Source organism: Streptomyces sp. PT12, assembly GCF_003311645.1.
Classification (GTDB): domain Bacteria; phylum Actinomycetota; class Actinomycetes; order Streptomycetales; family Streptomycetaceae; genus Streptomyces.
The window spans coordinates 1-16,916 of record NZ_QEST01000109.1; the positions used below are offsets into that span (position 1 = coordinate 1).

Genomic DNA, 16,916 nt, shown 5'->3' on the forward strand with positions numbered 1-16,916 from the left:
CCCCGGCGCGCGGCGGCGCGGGGTGGCCGCCCGCCGCGCGCCAGCGGGCGGCGAGGGGCGCGGCGTCGCGGCGGTCGATGGCCGCCTGCCGCAGCTCGTGGCCGATCAGGTCCTCGGGCTGGACCCAGGTCAGACGCAGCATCAGGCCCCCGCGATCGCGGCGAACGCCGCCTCGTGCGCCCTGCGGCGCTCGACGTCGCGCGCGAACACCTCGCGCGCCACCGCCGCGAGGGCGGCGCCAGGGGCCCTCAGGTCGAGCCTGCTGGCCCGCGCGACCTCCTCGCTCCACTCCCCGGGGACCGCGCTCTCCCCGGCGAGCGCGCCCACGAGCGCGCCGCTCATGGTGGCGATGGAGTCGCAGTCGCGCCCGTAGTTGACCGAGCCGAGCACCGTGTGCCGGAAGTCGCCGCGGCCGACCAGCAGCATGCCGAGCGCGATCGGCAGCTCCTCGATCGCGTGCAGCCTCGACGGGCGCCGCGCGCCCAGCGAGGGGTTGCGGTACTCGGGGCCCACGGTGTCGAACGGCGCCACCGCCTCGCGCAGCGGGCCGAGCGCCGCCTCGAAGTCGTCGAGCCCCGAGGCCACGTGGGCGACCGCGTCGATCGCCGCCCGCGTGCCGTCCTTGGCCAGCGCGAGCGCCTGCGCGACGACCGAATCGGGCGTGGCGCCGGGGGCGCACGCCGCGGCCACCGCGGCCGCGAACACCCCGGCCGCCTCGCGCCCGTAGCTCGACTGGTGCGCCCCGGCGACGTCGAGCGCCTCCGCGTAGGCCGCGGCGGGGTGGCCCGCGTTGACCAGGCCGACCGGCGCCATGTACATCGCCGCGCCGCAGTTGACGATGTTGCCGACCCCGGCCTCGCGCGGGTCCACATGGCCGTAGTGGATGCGTGTGACGATCCACTTCTCGGCCAGGAAGATCCGCTGCAACGGCAGGGCCTCGGCGCCGAGTTCGGGGATCCAGCGGGGCGTGCCGATCAGGTCGGGCACCAGGTGGTCGGCCACCGCGTAGGCGTCGATGTGGTCGCGGACCTTCTGGTAGACGCGGACCAGCGCGTGCGTCATCAGGGTGTCGTCGGTGACGTGCCCGTCGCCCTTGTGGTAGGGCGCGATCGGGCGCGCGGTGCGCCAGTTCTCGCGGTGGAACGGCTCGACGATGCCGGTGACGCGCCCGCCGTGCCGTTCGGCGATGGCCTCGGGCGACCAGCCCTCGACGGCGCCGCCGAGCGCGTCGCCGACCGCGGCGCCCACCAGGGCGCCGATCGCGCGGTCGTCGAGGGTGGGCGGCGCGGCGCCCGGGCTCTGGGTGGGTGTCCTGGTGGGGGTCGTCATGGCAGGGGTCCTTCCGGGGCTGCGGTGAGGGCGGCGGTGAAGGGGGTCGTGGCGAGCTGTTCCGCGAGCGGGACCAGGTCCGTGCCCGCGAGCCGGGGCAGCGCGCACCCGGCGAGGGTGCGGCACGCGTCCCGCCAGGTGCCGGGCAGCGCGTCGGCGCCGCCCACCACCCCGGTGAGCGCCCCGGCGAGCGCGGGCGCGGAGTCGGCGACGCGGGAGAGGCAGGCCGCGGAGGGCACCGCCTCGGTGACCGCCCCCGCGGCCGCGGTGGCCACCGCGAGCGCCACGGGAACGGTCTCGGCGGCGGCGATCCCATAGCTGTAGACGTGGTCGACGATCTCGTGTTCGAGCAGCGGGACCAGCGCGAACGCGTTCCCCGGCAGCCCGGGTCTGGCCTTGGCCGCCGAGCGCCCGAGCGCGACGGCGTGCAGCGCGTTGCGCCGGATCTCGGTGCCCTCGGGCAGCTGGTCGACGGCCGCGTCCACGCACGCGTCCACCGGGCCGCCGTCCAACGCCGTGGCGACCGCCGCGGCCATCGCGCGGGCGCCGTGCACCCCGTCGCCGTCCTGGGTGTAGCGGGCGTCGAACTCGGCCAGGTCGGCCGCCGCCTCGGGGGCGCCTGGGTGCACCACGGCGAGCACGGCGGCGCGCACGCAGGCCGCGTCGTCGAAGTAGTGGGGGTTGTCGTGGCCCGTGGCAGGCGGGCGCAGCCCCGTGGCCAGGTTGCCGAGGCCCGCGCGCACGGAGATCCTGGCGCGCAGCGGGATCTCGGCTGACTCGATCTCGTCGGCCCTGTCGGCCGCCGCTGCGACCTCGTCGGCCAGCGAGCTCCAGGCCAACGCCAGGGCGGAGCGCACCCGTTGGCCCGCCGTGAGGTCGGAGTCGCCCGACCCGGCCGCCGACAGCACGGACAGCGCGGTGAACGCGGCCCACTCGGCGTCGTCGGAAGGGCCGAGCCGCAGCGGCTCCGGTGGCTGGTTGAGCGCTATGGGGACGGGCAGCGTGGTGGTGGCGTTGAGCTCGGCGAACGTGTCGAGCTCGCGCGTCAGCCGCCTGGTCCAGTCCGGCATGCGGGCGGCTCTGTGCCGCCCAGAAGGCCAGCCGGCGGCGTCGCCCGCGGCGATGCCGAGCAGCAGTCCCTCGACCCGGCGAGGGGCCTTCGCGGCGCGGGGGCCGCCGAGCGCGGCCTCGGTCAGCGCGGGGGGCACGGTGGGGGTCACGCGGCGGCTCCTTCGTTGCCGCCGTCGCGTCCGTCGCGCCGTCCATCCCACTCCCCGTCGGGCGGCGGGCTGAGCCGGTCGGCGACATCCAGGATGTGCCACCCGGCCATGGACGGCAGGCAGGTGCCGCGGACCGGGCCGATGGCCTTCGCCCAGTCGGCGGGGATCGCCGACTCGCCGCGCAGCGCGCCCGCGAGCGCCCCGGCGACGGCCGCGGTGGTGTCGGCGTCGCGGCCCATGTTGACCGCCATCTGCACGGAGCGGACGAAGTCGCCGCGCGAGGCGGCGAACGAGCCGAACGCCAGGCCCACCGCCTCGGGCGCCAGATCGGTCCACGGGTAGCCGCCGATCACGGTGGCCTTCCGCACCGTCCGCTCCGTCGAGAGCGGCGTGGCCGCGGGGTCGCGCCTGGCCCGGCGCGCCGCCGAGACCGCGCGGTGCAGGGAGCGCGCCGTCCAGGAGTCCTCCGGGACCACGGAGAGCGCGGCCTGCACCACCGCGTCGGGGCTGTGACCCACCATCGCCGCCGCGACGCCCGCAGCCACGGCCCGGCCGCCGTAGATGCCCTCGCCGTCGTGCGAGACCGTTCCGTCGATGGACACCAGGCGCGCGGCCTCGGCGGGGCGCCCCGCGGCGTAGACGCCGAACGGCGCGGCCCGCATGGCGAGCCCGTCGCTCCAGGCGTGCCGGTGCTGGGCCGAGATGGGCGCGGCCAGGCCGCGGCGCAGGTTCTCCAGGGTGCCGCGCTCGCTGAACCCCGCGCCCCGAAACGGGCCCTCGTCACGGTCGGCGATCCACTCGTGCCACGCCGACTCGACGTGGCTGACGGTCAGGGCCGCGCCGTGCTCGGCGAGCAGGAGCCCGGAGAAGATGGCGTACTCGGTGTCGTCGGTTCCGGCCGGGTCGTCGGAGACGAAGCCCTCGATACGGCCCCAGCGCTCGCGGATCTGGGAGGGCTTCATGTTCTCGGCGGGCGCGCCGAGCGCGTCGCCGACGGCAAGGCCGAGCATCGCGCCCCTGGCGCGGTCCCTCGGCACGAGGGCGGTGGGCGCCTGCGGGCGCGGCACCGTGGCGAGCCGGTGCGGGGGTGCCTCCTCGTCCGGCTCCCTCGGTCGGATGTCCCGTGGGCCGATGGGGTCGAGGCTGACGCTCATAATCTGTCGCTGCTCATTTCTGGTGGTGCGGGTCTCATGTCAACGCTGGTACCGGTCGAGGATCCGGTTTCCGTCGTCGGTGAGCTCATCGCGGAGATCTTCCAGGTCAACGGCTCCGTTGTAGTACTCCTGGAAGGCGGGAGTGGCGATCTTGTCCTTCCACTCGGGGTAGCCACGGACCCCGAGTACCGGCGAGGGCCGCAGCGCCGCGGCCAGCTCGACACCGGAGCGCCAGCCCGACTCCTCGGTGCTGAGCGAGGGATCGGCCAGGGCGGTGGTGCCGGTGGGCAGCATCCAGTCGCCACGGGCCAGCTCCACCGCGTGGTCCGCCCGGGTGAGGAAGGCGATAAGGCCGGCGGCTGCCTGCCGGTGGTCGCTGTCCCGCGCCACCGAGAGGGTCTGCGGGGCGACGCCCTGCGCGAGCCCTTCGGGGCCGCCGCCCGACGGCATGGGCAGCACGCTCCACCCGAACCCCTCGGGCGCCTGCTGGGCGACCTGCTGACGGAACGAGAAGTCGAGCGGGAGCAGCGCGTACCGGTCGGCGAAGAAGCCGGGAAGCGTGTCGGAGCCGCCCATGCCGAGGCTGCTGCGCGGCGCCGTGCCGTCCTCGTTGACCTGCCGGTGGATCAGCTCGGCCACGGCGGAGTCGGCCGGGCCGTACCGCACCTCGTTCTCGCCGCCCTCGCGGTAGAAGAGCTGCCCCCCGGTGGAGAGCGAGAGGTTGACCGACTGGCTGACCGGCTCGCTCATCCCCGCGCCCCTCGTTGTGACGGCTCCTGTCCGGGAGTTCACTGGGCGTCCTCCCTCAGCCGCTTCCTCAGGAACAGTGCGAGCGGGACGGCGATCACGGCCACCATCACCAGGCCCATCGCCGCGGCATAACCGAACTGCCCGTATTCGAACGCCTCTTCGTAGGCGAAGAGCATCGGCAGCCGCGTCTCGCCACCGGGCCCGCCCTGGGTGAGGATGTACACAAGGCCGAACGAGTTGAGGTTCCCTATGAAGTTGAGCGCCGTGATGGCCAGCACGACGGGGCGCAGCGCGGACCAGGTGACCGTGGCGAAGCGGCGCCACAGCCCGGCCCCGTCGATGTGCGCGGCCTCCCGCAGCTCGAGCGGGACGTTCTGGAGTCCGGCGAGCAGCACCACCGTGGTCTGCGGCATCCCGGCCCAGACGCCCACGGCGATCACGGCGGGCAGGGCGAGGGAGAAGTTGGTGAGCCAGTCGAGATCGCTGTCGATCAGCCCGAGGGACGCCAGCGTGTCGTTGAGGATGCCCGCGTCCTGGTGGTAGACCAGCCGCCAACATGATGCCGACCACCACCTCGGGCATCGCCCACGGCACGAGGGCCAGCGTCCTGGCCAGCCAGCGGAAGCGGAGGCTCTGGTCGAGCAGCAGCGCGAGGCCGAGCGCCAGGACGAACTGGAGCCCGGTCACGCAGAACGCCCACAGCGGGCCCACCCGGAACGAGTCCAAGAAGAGGTCGTCGAAGCGCAGGTCGGAGAAGTTGGTGACCCCGATGAACTGCGTGGGATCCGTGCGGCCCGCCTGGGAGTCGGTGAACGCGAGCGACGCGCCGTACAGCAGCGGCCCCACGCTCAGCACCAGGATGGGTATCAGCGCGAGCAGCAGCAGGAACCACGCCCCGTGGTCGAGGCCGAGCGCCCGTTTGCGGCGGCGCGGCGAGCGGGGCGGCGGTGTGCCGCGGCTTCCCGGGACGGCTCTGTCCCGGGGTGCGGTCAAACTCATGGGGGAAACCTCGGACTTCAGGGGTCGGTCGCCGGCGCGGTCGAGGCGCGCACGACGAGGCGGGGAGGGGCGGTGGTGGTGCGGGGCTCGGGGAAGGCCCCGTGGACGGCCCGGTCTTCGAGCCGGTCGAGCAGCAACTCCGCGGCGTGCCTGCCGCGTTCGGACGAGCCCAGGTCCACGCTGGTCAGCGGGGGCCAACCGGCCTGGGCCAGCGTGCTGTTGTCCATCCCGGCCACGGCGACGTCCCCCGGCACGCGCAGCCCGCGCGCCAGCAGGGCGTGCGCGGCGCCGAGCGCCAGCTGGTCGTTGGCGCAGAAGATGGCGTCGGGCCCGGCGGGCAGCAGGCGCTCGGCCGCCGCCGACCCCGAGTCGATGCCGAACTCCGTGTGCACGACGAGCCGTTCGTCGTAGGGCAGCCCGTGCGCGGCCAGCGCGGTGCGGTAGCCCAGGTCGCGGTTGTGCCCGGGGACCGTGTCGGGCGGGCCGCCCAGGAAAGCGATCCTGCGGCGGCCCGTCTCGTGCAGGTGCGCCACGGCGAGCGCGACGCCCGCGACCGAGTCGGCCCGCACGCTGTCCACCGGGACGCCGTCGGGCAGCGAGCCGATCACCACGACGGGGCCCGCCGCGTGGGTCAGCGCGTCGATGTGCGCGTCGGTGATGCGGATCGGGCACAGGATCAGCCCGTCGCTCGTCCGGTCGCCCAGGCTGCGCAGCACGGCCAGCTCGTCCTCGGCGACCGCGTCGGTGGAGTGCAGCAGCAGCCGGTACCCGGCGGCCTTGGTGACGGACTGGATCGCGCGGACCATGGCGACATAGACGGGGTTGCCGATGTCCGGCATGGCGAAGGTGAGTTGGCGCGTGCGCCCGTCCTTAAGCGAGCGCGCCACCGCGTTGGGCACATACCCCAGCTCGGCGGCGGCGCGCCGCACCCGCTCGACGGTGTCGCGGCGTGCGCCCTGGCCGTTGAGGACACGGGAGACGGAGGCGATCGAGACGCCCGCGCGCTCCGCTATCGACACGATGGTCGGCGCTCCGCCGTTCCACATTCCGGTTGCCACCCGTTCGCCCTCGATGCGCCGATGCCGTAAACGTTTCCACGGGCTGGAATCGTTTACAGATGGTGGAGTCCGTTTCCCCTGACGTCAAGAGGCGGTTGTCCGGAATTCGCCGGTGCGTGGCCGGTCGACGCGGGGTGCTCCTTGGGGAGGCGGGGTGCGCCGGGGCGGGTTAGCGTGCCAGGGAGCGGCGGCCGCGAGGTGGCGAGGTGGGCAGATGGCGGACACTCCGATCGAGGACTACGGGCTGCTGTCCGACCGCCACAGCGCCGCGCTGGTCGACCGAGACGGCTCGGTCGACTGGCTCTGCTTCCCCCGCTTCGACAGCGACGCCGTCTTCGGCGCGCTGCTCGACGCGCACGCGGGCAACTGGGCGATCAGGCCGACGGCCCCCGCGCGGACCGAACGGCGCTATGTGCCGGGCACGATGGCGCTCTGCACGGAGTTCACGACCCCCACCGGCATCGTCGCGCTGACCGACGCGCTGGCCACGGGCTCGGCCGACGACCCGCACGCGCTTGGCGCCCACGCGCCCCATGTGCTGGTGCGGCACGTGCGCTGCGACGCGGGCGAGTCCGAGGTGACCGTGGACTTCAGGCCGCGCCCCGGCTACGGCCTCGGCCCGCCCGGGCTGATCCTGTCCGAAGGCGGCATCGTCACCCGGTCGGCGGACGGCGTGCTCGTGCTCTCGAGCCCGCTGCCGCTCGCCCCCCAGCCGGGCGCCGAGCCCGCGGGCGCCCTGGCGCGGACGACGCTGAGGGAGGGCGACGAGCTGTGGTTCGGGCTCGGCTGGGACCCGCCCACGGCCGAGCCGAGGGACGCCTACTCGGCCGATGAGCTGGCCGAGCTCATGAACAGGACGCTGGAGAGCTGGCGCGCCTGGTCGCGGCTGCACGAGCGCTACCGCGGCCCGTGGAGCGCGCTCGTGCACCACTCGGGCCGGGTGCTCCAGGCCCTCACCTACCAGCCCACGGGCGCGATCGTCGCCGCGCCCACCACGTCGCTGCCCGAGACCCCGGGCGGCGCGCGCAACTGGGACTACCGCTACGCGTGGGTCAGGGACGCCGCGTTCACCATGGACGCGCTGTGGGTGGCGGCGTGCACGGACGAGGGCGAGCAGTTCTTCACGTTCATGACCGAGGCGGCCACCGGGGCGCCATCGGGCGAGCAGCTCCAGATCATGTATGGCATCGGCGGCGAACACAACCTCGACGAGCGACAGTTGGACCACCTGGCGGGCTGGGGAGGCGCGCGCCCCGTGCGCGTGGGCAACGACGCGTGGAGCCAGCCGCAGCTCGACGTCTACGGCGAACTCCTCGACACCGCCGCCCGGTTCGCCGACCAGCTGGCCGGGGCCGCGCCCGCGCTCGGCACGTTCCTGCTGGGCCTGGCCGACGCCGCGGCCGAGGCGTGGGACAGGCCGGACCACGGCATCTGGGAAGTCAGGGGCGAGCCACGGCACTTCCTGTACTCCAAGCTGATGTGCTGGGTGGCGCTCGACCGCGCGATCGCCCTGGCCGACCGGCTCGGCGACCGGCTCGGCGACCGGCCGGGCGGCACGGAGGAACGGGCGGCGGGCTGGCGGCGCTCGGCGGACGAGATCCGCGCCGCGATCGAGGAGCGCGGCTGGAGCGAGCGCGCGGGCGCGTTCACCCAGTCGTTCGGCAGCGACGTGCTGGACGCGTCCGCGCTCATGCTGCCCATCACCGGCTTCCTGCCGGGCGACGACCCGCGCGTGCTCGCCACCGTGGACGCCGTTTCGCGCGACCTGACCGACCGGCGCGGCCTGGTCCGCCGCTACCGCACCGGCAGCGGGGAGGGCGCGGACGGCCTGGCGGGGGAGGAGGGCAGCTTCCTGCTCTGCACGTTCTGGCTCTCCCAGGCCCAGGCGATGGCGGGCCGCACCGATGAGGCGCGCGACACGTTCGAACGCGCCGCCTCGCACGCCAACGACCTGGCGCTGCTCGCTGAGCAGGTGGCCCCCGACTCGGGCCGGATGCTGGGCAACTTCCCCCAGGCGTTCAGCCACATCGGCCTGGTCAACGCCGCCTCCCAGATCGCCCGCGCCGAACGCCACGCGAGCGGCGGCTGACCTCTGTCCCGCCCGCCCTTACCCCGGGGTGCGTCACGCACACCGAGGTGCCTTTTGTGGGCCCTCCCGCGCTCGCGCATGATGGGGGCGACGCTCAGAAGGCAAGGATGGGAGCCGGGGCCATGCGCGTGGAGATCTGGTCGGATGTCGTCTGTCCCTGGTGCGGTCTCGGCCACCACCGGCTGAACGAGGCGCTGCGGCGCTTCGAGCACGCGGACGAGGTCACGGTGGTGCACCGGTCGTTCCAGCTCGACCCCACCGCGCCGATCGGCGAGTCGCGCCCCGCCACGGAGACGGTGGTCGCAAAGACCGGCGCGTCGCCCGAGCAGGCCCGCGCGATGATGACCCGCGTCGAGGACCTCGCCCGCGCGGACGGCCTGACCCCCTACATCGTGGCCGACAACCGCACGGGCAGCACCGCGCTCACCCATGAGTTCCTGGCGCACGCCACCGACAGGGGGCTGCACGACGAGGCGTGGGACGCGGTGTTCGCGGCGCACTTCGGGCGCGCCGAGTCGGTCTTCACGGTGGACGCGCTGGCCGCCCTGGGCGAGGCCCGCCTCGGCCTCGACCCGGCCGAGACCCGCCAGGTCCTCACCGACCGCCGCCACCGCGAACGGGTCGCGCGCGAGGGCGCGCGCGCCACCCGGCTTGGCGCCACGGGCGTGCCGTTCACCGTGATCGACAACCGCTTTGGCGTGGCCGGAGCCCAGGACGTGGACACCCTGCTCGACGTCCTGCGCCGCGCGGTGTCCCCTGCGGGGAGCAACGCCCCCTCCGGGGAAGCAACGCGGTGACGGTGCGACCGGGAGACGGCGCCCGCGCGCGGCGACCCCTGCGGGGAGCAACGTGACGCTCTCCGGCAGCGGCTGCATCGGACGGTCCGGCGTGGTGCCGCCCTTCGGACGGGTGTCCGCGAGGTGAGTTCCCGCGGGGGGCGGTGCTCGCCGCGCCGCCGACGCGTTTGAGGCGCATCGGTGGGTGCGAACGGCGTTGTGGCCTGACGTCCCCCTCCGCAGGGCGCGCCGCGCGGGCGCTGTTCTACCGTCGTACCGTCAACCCGCCGCCCCCCGCGGCGGTTCGCTTGTTCCCGCAGGGGCCGCGGCGCGTGCCGTCAACGTGCTGCCCTCCCCGGAGGGGCGCTGTTCCCCGCGGGGGTCGCCGCGCGCGGGCGCCGTCCCTCGGTCGCAGCGTCAACCCGCCGCCCCCGCTTGCCCCCCCGCAGGGGAACCCTCAGAAGGCCAGTGTCGCGATCGTGCCCGCGTAGACCGCGAACAGCAGGACGCCGTCGAAGCCGAGGCGCAGCCAGCCGCGTTCCTGGCGGATCAGCAGGCCGCCGAGCAGCACCGTCGTCATCACCAGCGCCGCTGCCGTCAGGAGCAGCTCGTCGTCGCCCGCCGCGTGGAACAGCGAGCCGCCCCGGTAGGCGATGTCGCCGATGACCAGGTTGAGCGCGTCCAGGCAGTTCCCGCCGATGACCGCGGCCACCGCGAGCGTGACCGCGCCCCTGCGGACCGCCGCGATGGCCGCGGCGGTCTCGGGCAGCGCGTTGATCACGCCCATCAGCCCGGCCCCGACGAAGCCGGGCGGCAGGCCCGCGCGGGCCACGAACGTCTCCGCGGCCACCGAGATCGCCCACCCGCCGAGCACCACGAGCGCCGCGATCCCCGCGAACTCGCCCCACAGCCCGCCCGAACGCCGCTCGCCCCCCTGCGACTTCGGCTCGTCGGGCACGTCAAGGACCGTCTCCCTGGTCCGCACCGCCTCCCACATCGGCCGCCGCCCGTCGCTGATCAGCCGCAGCCCGCCGATGTAGAACGCGCCCATCACCGCCGACGCGGGGTGCACCCCGAGCACCGTCACATCGGGCCCGAACGACGCCATCAGCGCGATGCCGAGCAGCGCGATCAGCAGGCAGCCGAAGAGGACGTTGGACAGGGAGGCCGCCGCGTGCTCGAGGTTGGCGCGGCGGTGGAACGCGTCGGCCACCGCGATGGCCAGGGTCTGCGCCGCGATGCCGCCCACCGCGTTGCCATAGGCCAGCTCGGGCTGGTCGGCCAGCGCGGTGGCCGCCGTCATCACGATGCCGGAGAGCGACGTGACCACGCCGAAGAACACCGCGCCGAACAGCGCCTCGCCCCAGCCCGTTTGGTCGGCGAGCCGGTCGCCGAGCACGGCGAGCCGCACGCTGCCGAGGACGGTGAGCACCCCCACGACGACAAAGACGACGATGCTCCAGCCGAGCGGCCACGGGCCGGTCAGAAGGTCGGACACTCCCCATCCTCACGTCGGGTGCGCGGGCGCCTTTGGTGTCGGCCGACTTGAGTACCACGCCTCGCCTGCCGATATGCCTGCGTGTCCCGCGGTGGCTGGAAAGTCACCTCACCGACCGCCGCGGGGACCCCTAGTCTTCTACAAGCCTGTAGAAAGACGGAGCGGATTCGTTCGACGACATGAAGGAGTGGACGCCGCGATGGTGTTCAAACGGCTGCTCGGCTCGCTCGGTGTGGGCGCGCCCAAGGTGGACACGGTCCTCGACCCGGGACCCGTGCTGCCCGGTGGCCCGCTGTCGGGACAGGTGCACATGGAGGGCGGCTCTGCCGACTACGAGATCGAGGAGGTCGCCCTCGAGCTGGTCGCCCGCGTCGAGGCCGAGAGCGAGGAGGCCGAGGCCGAGGGCGCCGTGGCGTTCGCCCGCTGGACGGTCGGCGGCGGCTTCCGGCTGCCCGCGGGGGAGCGCCACGCCCTGCCGTTCACGGTGACCCTGCCGTGGGAGACCCCGGTGACCGAGCTGTACGGGCAGCCGTTCGGCATCGTCGTCGGCGTGCGGACCGAGCTGGTGGTCGCGGGGGCCAAGGACGCGGGCGACATCGACCCGCTCTCCGTCGCGGCGCTGCCCGCGCAGGCCGCGATCCTCGACGCGCTGGGCCACCTGGGCTTCGGCTTCGCGTCCGCCGACCTGGAGCTGGGGCAACTCCACGGAACCGGCCAGCAGTTGCCGTTCTACCAGGAGATCGAGCTGGTCCCGCCGCCGCACTACGCGGGCGCGGTGAACGAGCTGGAGCTGACGTTCCTCGCCGGGCCTGGCGGCGTCGAGGTGGTGCTTGAGGCGGACAAGCGCGGCGGGCTGTTCGACGGTGGCCACGACGCGCTCAACCACCACGCCGTCAGCCACGACAGCGTCGATCGCACCGACTGGGCCGCCGAGGTGGACGCCTGGGTGCGCGGGCTGGTCGAACGCCACGGCGCGGCCCACGGGTACCACGGCGGCTACCAGGGCCAGCCCGGGTACCCCGCGCCCTACAAGGACGACCACCACGGCGACCACCACGGTGACGACCACCACGGCTCGGGCCCCGGCATGGGAACGGTGATCGCCGCGGGCGCGGCCGGGCTCGCCGTCGGCGTGGTCGGCGGCCTGGTCGCGGCCGAAGTGGTGGACGAGGTCGGCGACTTCTTCGAGGGCGACGAGGACGAGGGGGACGACGAGGGATAGACGAGGCATAACGGCGCCCCTCACCGGATACCCGGGCGACCCGCCGCACCTCCCCGTGGCGGGTCGCCCCGGCGCGTCCGGGCGTGTCGCCCTCGGGCCCGGCCCGTCGCGCCGTCTTGAATGAGGTGCCGTCACGCGCCGTGACGGCGGCGCTGCGGGCGACGACGAGCGAGGGAAGGGACACCGCCCATGAAGACGACCGAACTCGGCAGGACTGGACTGCGCGTCTCGAGGATCGCCTACGGGACATGGCAACTCGGCGGCGACTGGGGCGCGTTCGACGAGGACGCGGCCATCGCCGCCATCCGGCGCGCCAGGGAGGGCGGCATCGACTTCTTCGACACCGCGCAGGCGTATGGCTTTGGCGCGTCGGAGCGCCTGCTGGGCAAGGCCCTGCGCCCCGAGCTCACCCGCGACCGCGACAGCGTGGTGATCGCCACCAAGGGCGGCGTCACCCCCGGTGGCCGTGACGCCTCGCCCGCCGCCCTGCGCGCGGGCGTCGAGTCGAGCCTGCGGGCGCTCGGGGTGGAGACCATCGACCTCTACCAGGTGCACTGGCCCGACCCCGCGGTGCCGGTCGCCGAGACCGCCGGCGCGCTCCAGGAGCTGGCCGACTCCGGCAAGATCCGCCATGTCGGGGTCTCCAACTACGGCGTCGAGCAGATGGAGGAGTTCGCCGCGGTCCGCCCGGTGGAGACCCTGCAGCCCCCCTACCACCTCTTCCGCCGCGCGGTGGAGGAGCGCGTCCTGCCGTACGCGGTCGAGCACGGCGTCGGCGTGCTGGCCTACAGCCCGCTGGCCAGCGGGCTGCTCACCGGGCGGATCGACGAGAGCACGACGTTCGCTGACGGCGACTGGCGCGGCGGCGCCACGGCGTTCACGGGGGACGCGCTCAAGCGGAACGTGGCGGTCGTGCGCGAGCTGGCCGCGTTCGCCGAGGAACGCGGCATGACGGTCAGCCAGCTCGCCATCGCGTGGGTGCTGGCGCGCCGGGGCGTGGACGTCGCGATCGTCGGCGCGCGCAGCAGCGCGAACATCGAGGCGAGCGCCGCCGCCGCCGACGTGGAGCTGAGCGCCGCCGACCTGGCCGCGATCGACGAGATCACCGCGGACGCGGTGCAGATCGAGGGCTCGACCCCCGAGGGCGCGGTCTGACGCGTTCAGGGAACACATCCCATGATCCCCCGATCGGGCGATCTTCCGGCCGATCTGTAGGATGATCGGCCGCACAGTCGTCCTCACGATCACGGCCGGGAAGAGAAGCATGGGCACAGTCACCGGCGCGGCCGTTCGCGCGCGGGTGGCCGTGGCGACCGTGTTCTTCACCAACGGCTTCGTCTTCGCCAACGCCGTCCCGCGCTATCCGGAAATCAAGGACGACCTCGGCCTCTCCCACACCGCCCTCGGCACCGCGATCGCGGCCATGCCGCTGGGCGCGCTGGTGATCGGGCTGCTGGCCAGCCCGTTGATCAAACGGTTCGGCTCGGCCTGGACGGCCGTGGTCGCGCTCGCGCTCCTCGGCGTGAACGTCGTGTTCATCGGGACCGCGCCCGGCTTCGCGCTGCTGTGCGCGGCGCTGTTCATCGCGGGCAGCCTCGACTCGATCACCGATGTGGCGATGAACGCCCACGGCATGCGCGTTCAACGCCTCTACGGCCGGTCGATCCTCAACTTCTTCCACGGCCTGTGGAGCGTCGGCGCGGTCCTCGGCGGCCTCGCGGGGGCGGGCGCCGCCCAGGCCGGGATCCCGCTGCCCGTGCACCTCGCCGTCGCGGGGGCGCTCACGGTGGGCGCGGCGGCCATGGCCTTCCGCTTTCTGCTGCCGGGGCCCGACGACGCCGAGCGGGAGGCGGCGGCCGATGACGCGGGGCGCCCCGCGGTCCGTGGCGGCATCGGCTGGCCGGTGATCAGGCTGCTCGCGGTGCTCGGCCTGCTCTCGGGGGCGGCCGCGGTCGTGGAGGACTCGGGCTCCTCGTGGGGATCGGTCTACCTGCGCGGTGAGTTGGGGGCCAACGCGGCGGTGGGCGGCCTCGGCTTCGCCGCCCTCCAGGGCGCGCAGACCGTGGGGCGGCTGCTCGGCGACCGGGTCGTGCACCGGCTCGGCGACCGCGATACCTCGCGCCTCGGCGGGCTGCTCGTCGTCACGGGCATGGGCGCGGCGCTGCTGTGGCCCTCGGTGCCGAGCACGCTCGCTGGCTTCGCGCTCGCTGGCCTCGGCATCGCCACGCTGATCCCGGCCGCGTTCCACGCCGCCGACGAGATACCCGGGCTGTGGCCCGGTGCGGGCATCACGGTGACCGCGTTCCTGCTGCGCATCGGCTTCCTGCTGTCGCCCCCGCTCGTGGGGGTCGTGGCCGACGCCTCGTCGATCAGGCTCGGGCTCGTCGTCGTGCCGCTCGCCGGGCTGGTCATCCTGCTGACGTCGGGCATACTCGAGGGCCGCCGCCCCGCGCGGGGGTGACGGCCCTCGGGTGTGCGATCCGCCGGGTGCGCGATCCGCGTGGGGGACGGATCGGCGAAGGACCGGTGGGCGCGATCAGTAGGCGCTGTCGACGTTGTCCATCGAGCCATAGCGGTCGGCGGCGTAGTTGCAGGCCGCGACGATGTTGGCGACCGGGTCGTACTGGTCGTACGCGGTGCCCTCGACGTGGTAGGCGTCGAACGTCGGCTTGATGACCTGGAGCAGGCCCTTGGAGGGAACGCCGTTCTGGGCGTTGATGTCCCAGGTGTTGATCGCGTTCGGGTCGCCGCTCGACTCCCGCATGATGTTGCGGTGGATGCCCTCGTAGCTGCCGGGTATGTCGTGCTCGTCCATGATGGCGAGGGCCTCGCGGATCCAGCCGTCGAGGTTGTCCGGGTACTCCTCCTCCTTCGGCTCCTCGGCCGCGGCCTGCTCGCCGCCCTGGGCCTCGGCGCTCTCGTCGGCCTTCTCGGCCTTGGGCCCGGCGTTGTCGGCGGCCGTGTCGGCGGAGCCGGAGTCCGGGCCCGAGCTGCCGGAGTCGTCGGAGCTGCCGGAGCCGTCGACCCGGGCGGCCGAGGGGCGCTCGGCGGGCTGGCCCGGCAGCGCGAGCGCGGTCTGCTGGCCGCCGAGGCCGCTGGCCGAGGCGCTTGCCTCGCCGCCCTGGACGTTGGTGCTGAACGCCACGGGTGACGCGGTGCTCGAGGCCACGCGCTCGGGTGCCACGGGCGAGGCCGAGGCATCGCTCGGGACGAGCGAGACGGCCACCGCGGCGGCCCCTGCGGCGGCGATGCCGGCGAGCGAGACCTTGCGGGCCGTGATCCGGCTCGTGCCGGAAGTCGGGGTGCGGGTCGCGGACATGGAGACGCATACCTCTTTGGAGTGGGGGGAATTACCACAATCTGTGGATGCCAGCCATTCTTAGCGGGTGCCTCAGCGGCGGACAAAGGTGCGATCTACGGCCCTCCCTCGGAGAGGCCGCGCCCGCCGCCCCCGCGACCCGCGCCAGCGGCGGTCTCCGTCGCCGCCCGGTCCGCTATCGCCCTTCGTAAGTGGCGCCGGTCACGTGCGGTGGGTCACAGTCTGGCCGCTGATTCCTTGCGCACGGTGAGCGAGGCGTCTCCGCGCCGAGGGCCTGTGACCCGCGGATGCGGGGCGCCCCCACGGTGGTGCGCGGGGGCGTGTGCGCCGTCACGCGCTAGCATCGGCCGCGTGCTGCGAGTGACCGACGATCGGTGAGCCGGGCGAGGTGGACCCGGGCCGCGCGCCGGGCCGGGAAGCGCTGGTGGTGGCTGGTGACCGCGGCGTTGATCACGGTCGGCCTGCTGGTCGCCATCTCGCGCCGGGGCGAGCTCGGCCGCGCCTGGCACCTCCTGACCCATGTGAGCCCCCTGAAGGCGGCCGTCGCGCTGCTCCTCCAGGCCGTCTCCCTGCTGTGCCTGGCCGCGCTGCAACGGTGGCTCCTCGCGACCGGCGGCGTGCGGCTCTCGCTGGCCACGATGATGCCCCTCGAACTCGGGGCCAACGCGATGGCGGGCGCGGTGCCCGGCGGGGCCGCCTTCGGCGCCGCGTGGCTCTACCGCCAGTTCCGCCGCCGAGGCGCGGACCAGGCGCTGACCGCGACGACCCTGGCGATGGCGGGCGCGTTTTCCGCGATGGCCCTGCTGCTGATCATGGTGCTCGGCGCGCTCACGGCCGGGTCCCGCGGCCCCGGGGCGCTGCTGCTCCGGGTGGTCGCGGTGCTCGCGCTCGTGGCCCTGGCCGCCGTGCTCCTGCTGCGCATCTCCGCCGTCCGCCGAGCCGTCGACCGCGGGTGCCGCAGGACCGAGGCGAGGTTCGGGCGGCTCAGGACGGCCGACGCGGCGCTGCGGCGCGTGGTGCGCCAGGCCAGGGCGGTGCAGCCGGGCGTGCGGCCCTGGCTGTGGCCGAGCGCGCTGGCCGTGCTCAACTGGGTCTTCGACGCGGCGTGCCTGGTGGCCAGCCTGTGGGCGCTGAACATCCCGGTGCCCTGGCACGGTGTGCTGCTCGCCTACGGCCTGGTCCAGATCCCCGGCAGCCTCCGCCTGACTCCCGGTGGCGTCGGCATCGTCGAGGCCGGGCTGACCGGCCTGCTCGTGGTCTACGGCCTGCCGACGAGCCAGGCGTTCGCCGGAGCCCTGCTCTACCGCATCTGGAACTACTGGCTCCTCCAGCCCGTCGGCTGGGCCTGCTGGGTCGCGATCACCTTCCGCAACCGCCGCACCGAGCCCCCGCCCGAGGGGTGACCGACGGCGATTGGGCGTCGGCCCTTGGACGGCCACGGGGGACGGCTAGTAGATTGTTGCAGCTTAATTTTGCTGTGTGGTTGGGTAGAGATGGCGCAG

12 protein-coding genes and 3 pseudogenes are annotated in these 16,916 nt (G+C 74.2%); 6 read left to right on the plus strand and 9 right to left on the minus strand.

All coding sequences use genetic code 11. The features are described from left to right. The 7 genes and pseudogenes from DEH69_RS32680 to DEH69_RS13060 form a co-directional block, all read right to left on the minus strand. A pseudogene (locus DEH69_RS32680) lies at window positions 1-142 on the minus strand (ADP-ribosylglycohydrolase family protein); the annotation flags it as partial. After that, a complete protein-coding gene (locus DEH69_RS13035; protein WP_113687116.1) occupies window positions 142-1,329 on the minus strand; it encodes an ADP-ribosylglycohydrolase family protein in 1,188 nt (395 codons plus the stop codon). The gene DEH69_RS13035 and the pseudogene DEH69_RS32680, both read right to left, overlap by 1 nt. After that, on the minus strand, window positions 1,326-2,525 hold the full coding sequence (locus tag DEH69_RS13040) for an ADP-ribosylglycohydrolase family protein (RefSeq protein ID WP_258534639.1): 1,200 nt from the start codon (window positions 2,523-2,525) through the stop codon (window positions 1,326-1,328). The genes DEH69_RS13035 and DEH69_RS13040 overlap by 4 nt, the downstream gene beginning before the upstream one ends. 20 nt (window positions 2,526-2,545) lie before the next feature. Then, entirely contained in the window at window positions 2,546-3,559 is a 1,014-nt protein-coding gene (locus tag DEH69_RS13045; RefSeq protein ID WP_181727418.1) for an ADP-ribosylglycohydrolase family protein, read from the minus strand. Window positions 3,560-3,742: 183 nt separating this feature from the next. After that, window positions 3,743-4,453 (minus strand): annotated as a pseudogene (locus DEH69_RS13050) (sugar ABC transporter substrate-binding protein); the annotation flags it as partial. A gap of 38 nt (window positions 4,454-4,491) precedes the next feature. Then, window positions 4,492-5,452: pseudogene (locus DEH69_RS13055) on the minus strand (carbohydrate ABC transporter permease). Window positions 5,453-5,469: 17 nt separating this feature from the next. Further along, window positions 5,470-6,510 carry a LacI family DNA-binding transcriptional regulator gene (locus tag DEH69_RS13060; RefSeq protein ID WP_258534637.1) on the minus strand — a complete coding sequence of 347 codons (1,041 nt, stop codon included), beginning with the start codon at window positions 6,508-6,510 and terminating at the stop codon, window positions 5,470-5,472. 154 nt (window positions 6,511-6,664) lie between these two features. Between DEH69_RS13060 and DEH69_RS13065 the strand changes: the two genes are divergently transcribed. Continuing rightward, window positions 6,665-8,599 carry a glycoside hydrolase family 15 protein gene (locus tag DEH69_RS13065; RefSeq protein ID WP_309302789.1) on the plus strand — a complete coding sequence of 645 codons (1,935 nt, stop codon included), beginning with the start codon at window positions 6,665-6,667 and terminating at the stop codon, window positions 8,597-8,599. A gap of 122 nt (window positions 8,600-8,721) precedes the next feature. Beyond that, entirely contained in the window at window positions 8,722-9,396 is a 675-nt protein-coding gene (locus DEH69_RS13070) for a DsbA family oxidoreductase (RefSeq protein ID WP_113687121.1), read from the plus strand. 436 nt (window positions 9,397-9,832) lie between these two features. Here DEH69_RS13070 and DEH69_RS13075 read toward each other — a convergent pair whose 3' ends face one another. Further along, window positions 9,833-10,873 (minus strand): sodium:calcium antiporter, encoded by a 1,041-nt coding sequence (locus DEH69_RS13075; protein ID WP_113687122.1) that lies wholly within the window; start codon window positions 10,871-10,873, stop codon window positions 9,833-9,835. Between the two features lie 199 nt (window positions 10,874-11,072). On the opposite strand from DEH69_RS13075, the gene DEH69_RS13080 reads away from it, so the two are divergent. The 3 genes from DEH69_RS13080 (at window position 11,073) to DEH69_RS13090 (ending at window position 14,556) form a co-directional block, all read left to right on the plus strand. Next, window positions 11,073-12,095 carry a sporulation protein gene (locus DEH69_RS13080; RefSeq protein WP_113687126.1) on the plus strand — a complete coding sequence of 341 codons (1,023 nt, stop codon included), beginning with the start codon at window positions 11,073-11,075 and terminating at the stop codon, window positions 12,093-12,095. 189 nt (window positions 12,096-12,284) lie between these two features. Then, the gene (locus DEH69_RS13085) at window positions 12,285-13,250 is read left to right on the plus strand and encodes an aldo/keto reductase (protein ID WP_113687123.1); all 966 of its coding nucleotides are present in this window, start codon (window positions 12,285-12,287) and stop codon (window positions 13,248-13,250) included. Between the two features lie 109 nt (window positions 13,251-13,359). Then, window positions 13,360-14,556: an MFS transporter gene (locus tag DEH69_RS13090; protein ID WP_113687127.1), complete on the plus strand. Its 1,197-nt coding sequence runs from the start codon at window positions 13,360-13,362 to the stop codon at window positions 14,554-14,556. 75 nt (window positions 14,557-14,631) lie between these two features. Here the strand turns inward: DEH69_RS13090 and DEH69_RS13095 are convergent, their stop codons facing one another. After that, window positions 14,632-15,414, minus strand: coding sequence for a transglycosylase SLT domain-containing protein (locus DEH69_RS13095; RefSeq protein ID WP_113687124.1), 783 nt, complete (start codon window positions 15,412-15,414; stop codon window positions 14,632-14,634). 374 nt (window positions 15,415-15,788) lie between these two features. On the opposite strand from DEH69_RS13095, the gene DEH69_RS13100 reads away from it, so the two are divergent. Next, on the plus strand, window positions 15,789-16,817 hold the full coding sequence (locus DEH69_RS13100; protein WP_258534638.1) for a lysylphosphatidylglycerol synthase transmembrane domain-containing protein: 1,029 nt from the start codon (window positions 15,789-15,791) through the stop codon (window positions 16,815-16,817). Window positions 16,818-16,916 lie beyond the last annotated feature (99 nt).